Source organism: Pseudomonas sp. UFMG81, assembly GCF_015354575.1.
GTDB lineage: Bacteria > Pseudomonadota > Gammaproteobacteria > Pseudomonadales > Pseudomonadaceae > Aquipseudomonas.
The window spans coordinates 176,591-188,678 of sequence record NZ_JACAFQ010000004.1 but is presented as its reverse complement, the minus strand read 5'-3'; the positions used below and the strand labels follow the sequence as shown (position 1 = coordinate 188,678).

The window sequence follows — 12,088 nt, the reverse complement described above, 5'->3', positions numbered from 1 at the left end:
CCCTTGCCGACCATCACCCTACCCGCCAGCAGCGCGTTGACGATGGCCTCCTCCACCGCCTCCGCCGCCGCCATGAACACCCCCGAGATATGGTCGTTGTTGAGCATCCGCACGTCCGCGCACTGGGCCAAATCCTTGCGCCCGTAATCGGCCGGCGGCAACGCCTGGTTACCCGTGGAGAACGCCAGGAAGATATCGCCACTGGAATCCTCGGTCCCCCCGCCGGTGCGGGCAATCCCGATGGATGCCCGCTGTGCCAGGCGCTGACACTGGTGCGGCAACAACGGCGCATCGGTGGCGATCACCACCACGATCGACCCCATGCCAGGCGTACCCCTTTCCCGTTCGGCGAACGGCGACGGCAAGTGCCCAAGCTTGCGCCCCACAGGGTATCCATCGACCCGCAGCTCCTGGCGCTGGCCATGGTTGGCCTGTACCAACGCCCCGACGGTCCACCCCCCCTGCTCTGCCGGCAGCCGCCGCGAAGCCGTGCCAATACCCCCCTTGAACTCATGGCAGATCATGCCCGTGCCGCCGCCCACCGCGCCCTCCATCACCGCGCCAGAGACAGCGGCGTCCAACGCCTGGCGCACCTGCAGCGGGGTCACGTGCTGCCCCCAGATATCATTGAGCACCCCGTCGTAGGTCTCCATCACCACCGGCATGCACCAGTACACCGCTTGATCGGCCAACTGCTCACGCTCCGCTGCGATCAGCGCATCACGCACCACGCCGACACTGTGGGTATTGGTGATGGCGATCGGCGTGGTCAGCAGGCCAGCCTCGCGGATCCACTCAAGCCCCGTGGCATCGCCATTGCCGTTGAGCACATGGCAACCAGCGAAACACGGCTCCAGCCGTGCCGCGCCCGGCCGTGGCTCGATCACCGTCACCCCGGTGCGGATCGGCGCCGGGCGTTGTTCATCGATCAGGGTACTGTGGCCCACCCGCACCCCCGGTACATCGGTAATGGCATTGAACGGGCCCGGGGTGCCGAGGCCGAGGGTAATGCCCAGTTGACGCGCACGCATGTGTACTCCTTGGATGCTCACAATTTCTGGAAGGCCGGGCTCAACCGGCCATGGGTGCTGTAGAGGGTGACCGACACCGCCAACAGCCCGAGGATGATCAGCACGTCCCGCAGCGAGGCCTCGCGCAACAAGGTCAGCAGCAGCCAGCCGGCACCGCTGAACGCCAGCAGCGCGGGCAGCGGCCACAGCGGCATGCGGTACGGGTGGTCGCGGTCGCGGCGCAGCACCCGGCTGCACAGGGCGCAGGCCGCCACCACCAGGTTGATCAGCAGCAACAGCAGCACGGTGAACGTGGTCAGTTCCTCCAGGCTGCCGGCAAGGCTGAGCAACGCCGAAGGCACGGCGAGGAACAGCGTGGCCAGCCACGGCGACTCCCAGCGCGGATGGATCACGGTGAAGGCGCGGTTCAGCCTCGGGGTCCAGATGGCATCGCGGCCACTGCTGTACACCACCCGCCCGACCTGGATGACGATGGCGACGATGGCATTGAACACCGACAGGAAGATCCCGGCACTGACCAGCCGCGCCAGGGTCTCGTTGCCATGGGCGGTCAGCAGGTAGCCGATCGGGTCGCCGCTGGCCAGCATCGCGTCGAGTGACGGCGCACCAAGCAACAGCGCCGCCAGCGGCACCACCTCGATCGCCACCACCACCGCCAGCGACCACAGCACCGCGCGGTGCACGGTACGGCCGCGGTCCTTCATGTCCTCGGCCAGCAACACCGCGCCGCCATAGCCATTGAAGGCGAACAGTGCCATCCCCACCGCACCCAGCACCAGCGCCCAGGGCGCCGCACCCAGCACGCCCTGTTCCAGTACCTGCGGTTGCAACAGGCTGGCCGCCGGCTGGCTGGCGTTGCCGAAACCGAGGGCCACGATCACCATCAGCGCAGCCACCTCGCAGACCAGGAAAACACCAGTGATCCAGGCATTGAGGCGGATATTGAGGATGCCCAGCCCATAGCTGGCCACCACCACCAGCAACGCCACCGTCTGGGTATCGAAATGCGTGCCCAGGGCATTGTTGAGGTAGGTGGCAGCCCCTGCGGCCAGTACCGGGGGTATGAACAGCAACGACGCCAGCACGGTGAGGAAGGTGGCGTAGCCCGCCAGCCCACCGAACACCCGCTTGGCGTACACGTACTCGCCGCCAGCGTTGCTGTGGGCGCGGCCCAGTTCGGCGTAGCACCAGGCGAACATCAGCGCCAGTACCGCCGCCAGGATGAAGGACAGGAACGCGCCGCTGCCAGCCTGCTGGATGGCGAACGGGGCGATGACGAACACGGAACTGGCCGGGGTCACCGCCGACACGGTGATGGCGACCACATCGAACACGCCCAGGCGCTGCTTGAGTGCGCTCGCGGGCTCTTCGCGGGAGCTCATGGCGTTTTTCCTCTGATTGTTGTGGTTGTAAGGGGAAAACCGGTCGCGCGGCCGCTGGACCTGGGCTGGACTTTAGGCTGCCAGGCGTGGGCGGCCAATTACCCTATGGGGGTACGCCCCTTGACTGAGTGCAGGAAAAGCTCCAAGACTGCGTAGCCGTTTTCGCGGGTAAACCCGCTCCCACACGAGCCGCCGCATGCACAACCTGTTTCTGGAGGCCAGCGCCCACGCAGGCCTGGCACGCACCGTCGAACAACTCGGCCAGCCGCGCTTCTGGCGCCAGCTGATCCTGCTGTTGCAGCAGTGGCAGGCGTTCGACAACGCACTGGCGATGCACTACCCCCGCGACGGGGTGCCCCGGGCACTGGAGATATTCGATGCCAGCGACGCAGGCAACACCGAGGCCATGGCCCTGTACCTGAGCGGCCTGTACCAGCTCGACCCCTTCCACCAGGCCTGCCAGGAAGGCATTGGCGATGGCCTGCACCGCCTGGAGGAAGTGGCGCCGGACCAGTTCCGCCAGAGCGAGTACTACCTCAAGTACTTCCATGACCATGTGCTGGAGGACGAGGTGCAGTTCATCCTCCAGCTGGGCGATGCCGGGGCACTGTCGTTATCGTTGGGCCGCCGCGAGCGGTTCGATGCGCAGGCCCACGGGCTGTTGACCCTGGTCTGCCCGTGGGTGCTGGCCCTGATGGCCCAGCATTGGCAGCGCCAGGAGCAGCGCCCGGCACCGGCCATGGCCAGCCAGGTGCGTGATGCCATGAGCCTGTTCGGGGCGAAGGTGTTGTCGGAGCGCGAGCTGGAAATTGCCCGGCTGATCTTGCGCGGGTATTCGTCCAAAGCCATGGCCGAGCGCCTGGCCATCTCGCCGGAGACGGTCAAGGTGCATCGCCGGCACCTGTACGCCAAGCTGGACATTGCGTCGCAGCCGGAGCTGTTTTCGCTGTTTTTGCAATCGCTGGGGCACGATCCACAGGATCCGTGAGGCCTCCGGCCTGCGCTGCAGCCCAATCGCCGCGGTTCGTCGCTACGATAAGCCGGCCCCACACATCTTGCGCGGTCTCTGTAGGAGCGGCCTTGTGTCGCGAAAGGGCCGCAAAGCGGCCCCACTGATCTTGAGGTGTAGTCGAGATCCTGGGGGCGCTACGCACCCCTTTCGCGACACAAGGCCGCTCCTACAGAGACCGCGCAAGATGTGGGGCTTGTCGTAGCGACGAACCGCGGCGATTGGGGCGCAAAGCGCCCCTAATGCTCAGAGCCGACCCACCAACCGCGCCGTCCGGTCTACGGCAATCCGGGTCTTCTCCACCAGCTCATCCAGCTCCGAACGGCTGGCCACCAGCGCTGGCGCCATGATCATCCGCCCCAGGGTCGAGCGAATGATGATCCCCTCCTCGAAACCGAAGGTCCGGCACTGCCAGGCCAGGTCGTTTTCGTTGGCGAAGCGCTTGCGGGTGGCCTTGTCCTCGGCGAACTGCAACGCCGCCACCAGGCCGGTGCCCTGCACCTGGCCAATCAGCGGGTGGTCATCGAACGCTTCGCGCAGGATGCGTTGCAGGTACGGCCCGGTATCGTCCTTGACCTGGCGCACGATGCCTTCGTCACGCAGCGCCTTGAGGTTGGCAATGGCCACCGCCGCCGCCACCGGGTGCCCGGAATAGGTCAGGCCGTGGGCGAACACCCCACCACGCTCCACCAGCGCCTCGGCGATGCGCTTGCTCAGCACCAGCCCGCCCATGGGCACGTAGCCGCTGGTCAGGCCCTTGGCGATCGACAGGGTGTCGGGCTCGAAGCCGAAGTGCTGGTGGGCGAACCATTCGCCGGTGCGGCCAAAGCCCCCGATCACCTCGTCGGCGCACAGCAGCACGTCGTACTGGCGGCAGATGCGCTGGATCTCGGGCCAGTAGCTCTCAGGCGGGAAGATCATCCCACCGGCGCCCTGGAACGGCTCGGCGATAAAGCCGGCGACATTCTCGGCACCCAGTTCGAGGATTTTCTCCTCCAGCTGCAAGGCGCAGCGGCGGCCGAACTCGGCAGGGGTCAAATCGCCACCTTCGGCGAACCAGTACGGCTCGTCGATGTGCGCCACGTCCGGGATCAACCCACCCATCTCGTGCATGAACTTCATGCCGCCCAACGCCGTGGCCGCCAGGGTCGAGCCGTGGTAGCCATTCCAGCGGCCGATCATGATCTTCTTCTGCGGCTGGCCCACCACCTGCCAGTAACGCCGCACGGTGCGGATCAGCACCTCGTTGGCCTCGGAGCCGGAGTTGGTGTAGATGGCGTGGCTGTAGTGGCCCGGCAACAGGCTGAACAGCAGCTCGGACAGTTCGATCACCGCCGGGTGGGTGGTGTGGAAGAACATGTTGTAGTAGGCCAGCTGGTCCATCTGCGCGGCGGCGGCGGCGGTCAGGTCGCGGCGCCCGTAGCCGAGCTGGGTGCACCACAGCCCGGACATGCCGTCCAGGTAGCGGCGGCCATCGTTGTCCCACAGGTACAGGCCTTCGCCACGGGTGATCACCCGCGGGCCTTCGGCGTTGAGCGCCTTCTGGTCGAGGAAGGCGTGGATGTGGTGGGCCGCGTCGCTGGCCTGGTAGTCGCGGGTCTCGCGGACGGGGGTGAAGGGTGCGTTCATGGGGTGTTCTCCGAAGGTGTGGGTCAGCGCAGCTGGATCCAGGTGGTCTTGAGCTGGGTGTACTTGTCGAACGAATGCAGCGAGAGGTCGCGGCCGAAACCGGACTGGCGCCCGCCACCGAAAGGCACGGTCACGTCCAGGGCATCGACGGTGTTCACCGACACGGTGCCGGCCTTCAAGCGCTTGGCCACACGGTGGGCACGGTTGAGGTCGTCGCTCCACACCGACGCGGCCAGGCCGTAGACGCTGTCATTGGCCAGGGCGATGGCCTGCTCCTCGTCATCGAAGGCGGTCACCGCCAGTACCGGGCCGAAGATTTCTTCGCGGGCCAGGGCCATGTCCGGGCGCACGTTGGTGAAGATGGTCGGGGTGATGAAATTGCTCGAGCCGTTCACACTCAAGCGTTCGCCGCCGCACACCAGGCGCGCGCCCTGCTCGCGGCCCTGGCCGATGGCCACCTCGATGCGCGCGGTCTGCGCCGCATCGACGATGGCGCCGGCGCGGCTGGCCGGGTCCAGCGGGTCGCCCGGCAGCCAGTCGCGGGCCTTGCTCAGCAGGCGCTCGACGAATTCGTCATGGATCGAGCGCTGCACATACAGCCGCGAGTTGGCCGAACACACCTCGCCCTGGTTGAAGAAGATGCCGAACGCGGCCTTCTGCGCCGCCAGGTCCAGGTCGCGGCAATCGTCGAACACCAGGTTCGGGCTCTTGCCGCCGCACTCCAGCCACACCTGCTTGAGGTTGGACTGCGCCGAATACTGCATGAAGTACTTGCCCACCTGGGTGGAGCCGGTGAACACCAGGCAGTCCACGTCCGGGTGCAGGCCCAGGGCCCGGCCTGCCGTCTCGCCCAGGCCCGGCACCACGTTGAGCACGCCCTCCGGCAACCCGGCCTCAAGCGCCAGCTCGGCCAGGCGCAGGGCCGAGAACGGCGACTGCTCGGCGGGCTTGAGCACCACGCTGTTGCCGGCGGCCAGCGCCGGGGCGACCTTCCAGGCGGCCATGTCCAGCGGGAAGTTCCACGGCACCACCGCACCGACCACCCCCAGCGCCTCGCGGGTGATCATCGCCACGGCGTTACCGGCGGTGGGCGCGACCTGGTCATAGAGCTTGTCCAGCGCCTCGCCGTACCAGGCGAACACCTGGGCGGCGCCCGGTACGTCGATGTTGTAGGCATCCATCACCGGCTTGCCCATGTTCAGCGAATCGAGCAGGGCCAGTTCCTCGCGGTGGGCCAGCATCAGCTCGGCCAGGCGCAGCAGCACGCGCTTGCGCTCGGCCGGCGCCATGCGTGCCCAGGGCCCCTGTTCGAAGGCCCGCCGCGCAGCGGCCACGGCCTGGTCGACCTCAACGTCGGCGCACGCGGCGACCTGCGCCAGCACCTGGTTGGTCGCCGGGTTGATGGCATCGAAGGTCACGCCCGTACGGGCCGCCAGCGGGCGGCCGTCGATCAACGCGGTGGTGATGAAGCGTTGCTGCGCAGCGCGCTGCTGCCAATCGCTTTTCGTAAGCACGCAGGTCTCCCCTCCGGCCACACACGGGGCCGGTGATTGTCGTTGTCTGGATGAGGTGAAGCGGTGGTTCAGCGCCTTCGCAGGTAGCTTTCCAGCGGGTCCTTGCTCAAGCCTTCCTGGGCCTGGGCCAGCGAGGCGATGAACAGCGAGAACAGTTCGGCCTGGGTGGCGATGTCGAGCTTGGCGTAGAGGTTCTTGCGGTGAGTCTTGATGGTGTCTTCGCTCACCCCCAGGCGCTCGGCCAGCGAGCGCGTGGAGTGGCCGCGCAGCAGGTGCTGGGCGATATGGCATTCACGCTCGGTGAGCACAGAGGCGCCGAAGTTGTTCAGCGCCGCGCCGATCTGGCGCCCCAGCGCGCTTTCGAAGCGCCCGCCCAAGGCCCCTGCATCCAGGTGCGCCCAGTGCCGGCGCACCACCGCCTCGACCCACGGGGCGATGCACTTGAGCGCGGCCACCTCGCGCGCGGCGAGCCGGCGGGTGCTGCCCAGGGCCACGGCGATGGTCAGTTGCCCGTCCAGGGGCACGATGTAGTTGAGTTCGTCTTCCAGGTGCGCGTGCTGGTAGAACGCGGTGTAGTACTCGCTGCGCCGGAAGTGGTCGGGGGCCACGTCGCTCAGGCGGTAGCAGCCGGCCGTCACGCCATCCATGCAGGCCCGGTAGAACGGGCACAGCAGGTAATAACCCTCGAGGTACTTCTGCACATTGCCCTCGGGCAACCACGGGCCCTCGTCATCCTTGGCGAACAACGCCGACGGCAGGCCCTTGTGCGGGTACAGGAACACCGTGGTCGCCTGGCACGGTGCCAGGCAATTGAGGGCGGCGAACAGCGCCTCGACCAGGCCCGGCGTGCCAAGGGCGTCGACCACGCGGGCCATCTGCGCGTACCAGTCGGGTGAATTCAGCTGGGCGTTGTTCATTGTTGTAGGTCCCCGCCAGGGTGGTTGCTGGGTCGGATTGTTCCATGAGGTGGGCCGCGCGACCATCACCCTTCGGGGTGAGCAGCCTGACGGTCGCTTTCCCATCCGCCGCATAGCCACTACCATGCCATCATCCGTTTCATTCAACGGTCACTCGATCGTTGTAATAGGATTCGGAGCGTTCCTGTCGCCATGGATACCGGCGACCCCTGCATTCACTGACTCACGGACGACACCATGCCCAACCAGCCGCCTTTTACGCAGATCGGCAAAGCCATTGCCAGCACCGGCAGCGCGCATTTTCCGCGCCGGTTGCACGACCTGATCCGCACCCAGCTGGCCATCGACGCCATCCATATCCGTCAGTCACGCATCGGCCCCGGCGACAGCGATGCGCCGCTGCTGTGCGAAACCGTGCTGTCCGACCCGAACGTGGCCCTGTGCGACCCGGCGTGCCTGCACCTGGCGCGGCGCAACAACGGCTACCACTACCAGATCACCGTATTGCGCGCGGCGTGTGGCGACGGCTTCTCGTCGCACGAGCGCAACCTGCTGCAAGACCTCTCGCCGCTGTTGCTGCCGATGCTGGAACGCCACGGCGATGCGCTGAGCCCGCCCTGCGCGGCGCCCCCGCAAGCGGCGCCGCAATCGTTGCAGGCGCGTTTTCTGGAGCGCCTGGCACAGAGCGGCCTGAGCCTGTCCGAACGCGAGCGCCAGGTGTGCCTGGGCCTGCTCGCCGGCCGCACCGCGCCGCAGCAGGCCGAGCACCTGGCACTGAAGGTGAACACCGTCGAGAGCTACCTGCGCCGCGCGGCGATCAAGCTGGGCATCAGCGGCCGGCATTCGCTGATGCGCTGGATGTATGGCTGCGGCCTGCCACTGCCGGGGCACTGATACGCATCGCCGGCAAGCCGGCTCCTACATTCACATCAATGCCGAGCCATGCCAACAAGGCGGACGGTGGAGACCTCACAGGCATAACTGGCCCGAAACAGATGTGGGAGCTGGCTTGCCAGCGATGCGCCGCGCGGGCGGCGCTCGATCTCAAGGGCGCTGCAAGAACATCGGCTAGCACCTTGTAGCCTTGATCCGATATCTCGACAGGCGCCCTCAAGCCACCGCGCGATTCTGATGGTTCAGAGCCAGCGGGTGGCACCCATGTGCCTGCCTTGGAATGGCATGTAAGCCACCATGTGCATGCCGATAGGTTTGCAGCGTTCTGAAGATCGAGCGCCGTCCGCGCGGCGCATCGCTGGCAAGCCAGCTCCCACATCTGTTTCGGGCCAGTTATGCCTGAGATATCTCCACCGTCCGCCTTGTTGGCATGGCTCAACGCAGGTAGTGCACCCACCTAGTCCCGCGCCAGCGCCTCGATCGGGTCCAGCCGTGCGGCGTTGCGCGCCGGGACGAAGCCGAACAGGATGCCGATCAGTGTCGAACAGGCAAACGCGGTGGCCACCGAAGCCAGCGAGAACACCATCTGCCACTGCTGGACGAACAGCGTGAACAGGTAGCCGATGCCATAGGACAAACCGATCCCGATCACCCCACCCATCAGGCAGACCATCACCGCCTCCACCAGAAACTGCTGGCGGATGTCCGACTGCCGCGCCCCCACCGCCATGCGGATACCGATCTCGCGGGTGCGCTCGGTGACCGACACCAGCATGATGTTCATCACCCCGATCCCCCCCACCACCAACGAAATCACCGCGATCAGCGACAGCAGCAGGGTCAGCGAGCGGCTGGTCTTCTGCACCGTCTGCATGATGCTGTCGAGGTTGTTGGTGAAGAAATCCTTGGTGCCATGGCGCTGCAGCATCAGCTTGTTGACCTCCTCCTCCACCCGCTTGCTCGGCACGCCGTCGCGAATGCGCACACTGATGCTGTCCAGGTGGCGCTGGCCGAGCACGCGGCCAGCAGCGGTTTCGTAGGGCACCCAGACGTTCAGGCCATTGTTGGCGGCGAACAGGTTCTTGTTCTCACGGGTCACGCCAATCACCGTGCACGGCAGGTTGCCGATCAGGATTACCTGCCCCAACGGGTCGACGCCCTCGCCGAACAGGCGCTGACGCGTGTTGTGGTCGATCACCACCACCTGGGCCTGGCGCCGGGCGTCGTCGGCGCTGAACGGGATACCGGCGGCGAAGGCAATGTTGCGCACGTTGAAATAGCGCTCGTTGACACCGTTGAGCTGCACGTCGACATCGATGTTGCGGTAGCGCACCAGCAGGCTGCGGCCGATCACCGGGGTGGCGCTGTCGACGTAGTACAGCTGGTTGAGGGCCGTCACATCGGCCGGCACCAGGGTCTCGATGGCCTTGGCCCGGCTGTCGCCGAAGTTGCTCCCCGAATAGATGTCGATGGTGTTGCTGCCGATCGCCTGGATATCGCGCAGCACATAGCCCTTGGCGCCCTCGCCGATGGCCGAGATCGACACCACCGAGGTGATGCCGATGATGATCCCGAGCATGGTCAGCAAAGTGCGCATGCGGTGCGAGACCAGCGCGATCCAGGCCATGGCGAAGGCCTCGCGGAACAGCCCCAGCCCTGCCACCAGGCGCCGCGAGGGGGGCGCCTGGGCGGGCTCGGCCACAGGCTCAGGCGCGCCGGGCAGGTCCTGGTGGTTGCGCTTGTCGCTGACGATCTGGCCGTCGCTGACCTCGATGATGCGCTCGGCGTGGGCCGCCACCTTCGGGTCGTGGGTCACCAGGATCACGGTGTGCCCGGCCGCATGCAGCTCCAGCAGGATGCGCATCACCTCCTTGCCGCTGGCGGTGTCCAGGGCCCCGGTGGGCTCGTCGGCGAGGATCACCTGGCCGCCGTTCATCAGCGCCCGGCAGATGCTCACCCGCTGCTGCTGGCCCCCCGACAGCTGGCTGGGGCGATGGCCCAGGTGGCCGGCCAGCCCCAGCCGCGCCAGCAGCTCGCGGGCACGCGCATGGCGCTGGGCCTGGGGCGTGCCGGCGTATACCGCGGGGATCTCGACATTGCGCAAGGCATCCAGGTGCGGCAGCAAGTGGTAGCGCTGGAAGATGAACCCGAAGTGGTCGCGGCGCAACGCGGCCAGGGCCTCGTCGTCCATGTCGCGGGTTTCCTGGCCGCTGACCTGGTAGCTGCCGGCGCTGGCGTGGTCCAGGCAACCGAGGATGTTCATCAGGGTCGACTTGCCCGAGCCCGAGGCGCCGATGATCGCCACCAGTTCACCGGCGCGGATGCTCAGGTCGATATGGCGCAGGGCCAGGAACTCCCGGTCGCCGGCCATGAAGCTACGGCTGACGCCCTCCAGGCGTAACAGCACCTCGTCCTCCCGAGGTTCGGCCTGGCGCAGCGCGCGCGGTGCAACGCTCATGTCCATGCTCAGGCCCCCGCCACGTCGGTCACCGGGTCGCCGATCACCACCCGGTCGCCCTCGCCCAGGCCCTGCTTGATCTCCACCTTGACGTTGTTGTTGATGCCCGCCTGCACGTTGCGCGCCTGGGCCTGGCCGCGGGCGTCGAGCACCCGCACCCGGTAGCTGCCGTCGGCGTTGCGCGGGCCCAGCGCGGCCACCGGCACCATCAGCACCGCCTTGGCGGTGTCGCGCACGATGCGCACCTGGGCGGTCATGGCGATGCGCAGGCGATGGTCAGGGTTGGGCACCTCGAACAGCGCGTTGTAGAACACCGCGGTGTTCTGCTTCGGCGCGCCGCTGGTCTTGTCGCTGCTCTCCAGGTAGTTCTGCGGCGCAGGCTCCGTGCCGCGCAGGGTGGCGTAGTAGCGGCGGTCCTCGCCAAGGATGGTGAAGTACACCTGCTGCCCGGGGCTGATATGGATCACGTCGGCCTCCGAGACCTGGGCCTTGACGGTCATGGTGTCGAGGTCGGCGAGCTTGAGGATCACCGGCGCCAGCTGCTGGGCGATCACCGTCTGCCCCTGCTGGGTGACGATGCCCACCACGGCGCCGTCGATCGGCGCGCTGATGCGGGTGTAGTCGAGGTTGACCCGAGCCGTGTCGACCTGCACCTGGGCGCTCTTGATCTGCGCGTCGAGCGAACGCAGGGTGGCCTGCTGCACCAGGTATTCGGACTCAGCGCTCTCGAAGTCCTGGCGCGAGATCGACTCGTCGCTTTGCAGCTCGCGATAACGCTCGTACACCCGCCGCGCCTGTTGCAGCTTGGCCTCGGTGGAGCGCCGCTCGGCGCGCAGTTTCTCCTCGTCGACCTCGGCCTGGCGCAAGGTGTTGCGCAGCACCAGCGGGTCGATCTCGGCCAGCCACTGGCCCTTGGTCACCTTGTCGCCCAGCTTGACCTTGAGCGAACGCAACTGCCCGGACACCTGGGCGCCGACATCCACCTGGCGGATACCCTCCAGCACCCCAGTGGCCAGCACGGCGTTCTCGATATCGCCGCGCTCCACCGTGGCGGTGATGTACTGCGGCGGCTTGGCCGGGGCCTGGATGGCGTACAACGCCACCGCCGCCACCGTGGCCAGGGCGATGCCCAGGCCGATCTTGCGTGTTTTGCGCTTGTCCATGAAATGCTCTTGAGTCCTGTAAAGATCACCTGATCGCTGTGCATTAACCGTGGGAGCGGGCTTGCCCCGCGATCGACCTGGCGGGCCCTGA

At 66.9% G+C, this 12,088-nt stretch carries 9 protein-coding genes; 2 read left to right on the top strand and 7 right to left on the bottom strand.

What is annotated here, in order from left to right; all coding sequences use genetic code 11:
• On the bottom strand, positions 1-1,031 hold a 1,031-nt coding region (locus IX761_RS05030; protein WP_194788529.1), incomplete at its 3' end, for a P1 family peptidase.
• 17 nt (positions 1,032-1,048) lie between these two features.
• Positions 1,049-2,413, bottom strand: coding sequence for an APC family permease (locus IX761_RS05025; RefSeq protein WP_194788528.1), 1,365 nt, complete (start codon positions 2,411-2,413; stop codon positions 1,049-1,051).
• Between the two features lie 196 nt (positions 2,414-2,609).
• Here IX761_RS05025 and IX761_RS05020 point away from each other — a divergent pair, with 196 nt between their 5' ends.
• Positions 2,610-3,401: a helix-turn-helix transcriptional regulator gene (locus tag IX761_RS05020; RefSeq protein WP_194788527.1), complete on the top strand. Its 792-nt coding sequence runs from the start codon at positions 2,610-2,612 to the stop codon at positions 3,399-3,401.
• 267 nt (positions 3,402-3,668) lie between these two features.
• Here the strand turns inward: IX761_RS05020 and IX761_RS05015 are convergent, their stop codons facing one another.
• From IX761_RS05015 to IX761_RS05005, 3 genes are all read right to left on the bottom strand, one after another.
• Positions 3,669-5,051 carry an aspartate aminotransferase family protein gene (locus tag IX761_RS05015; RefSeq protein WP_194788526.1) on the bottom strand — a complete coding sequence of 461 codons (1,383 nt, stop codon included), beginning with the start codon at positions 5,049-5,051 and terminating at the stop codon, positions 3,669-3,671.
• Between the two features lie 23 nt (positions 5,052-5,074).
• Complete coding sequence (locus tag IX761_RS05010; RefSeq protein ID WP_194788525.1) at positions 5,075-6,565, bottom strand: aldehyde dehydrogenase; 1,491 nt, start codon at positions 6,563-6,565, stop codon at positions 5,075-5,077.
• 68 nt (positions 6,566-6,633) lie between these two features.
• On the bottom strand, positions 6,634-7,482 hold the full coding sequence (locus IX761_RS05005; RefSeq protein WP_194788524.1) for a helix-turn-helix transcriptional regulator: 849 nt from the start codon (positions 7,480-7,482) through the stop codon (positions 6,634-6,636).
• A gap of 237 nt (positions 7,483-7,719) precedes the next feature.
• Between IX761_RS05005 and IX761_RS05000 the strand changes: the two genes are divergently transcribed.
• Entirely contained in the window at positions 7,720-8,376 is a 657-nt protein-coding gene (locus IX761_RS05000) for a helix-turn-helix transcriptional regulator (protein ID WP_194788523.1), read from the top strand.
• A 457-nt stretch (positions 8,377-8,833) separates the two neighbouring features.
• Here IX761_RS05000 and IX761_RS04995 read toward each other — a convergent pair whose 3' ends face one another.
• Both IX761_RS04995 and macA read right to left on the bottom strand, forming a co-directional pair.
• Complete coding sequence (locus tag IX761_RS04995) at positions 8,834-10,834, bottom strand: MacB family efflux pump subunit (RefSeq protein WP_194788522.1); 2,001 nt, start codon at positions 10,832-10,834, stop codon at positions 8,834-8,836.
• Between the two features lie 8 nt (positions 10,835-10,842).
• On the bottom strand, positions 10,843-11,997 hold the full coding sequence (gene macA, locus IX761_RS04990) for a macrolide transporter subunit MacA (protein ID WP_194788521.1): 1,155 nt from the start codon (positions 11,995-11,997) through the stop codon (positions 10,843-10,845).
• Between the last annotated feature and the right edge of the window lie 91 nt (positions 11,998-12,088).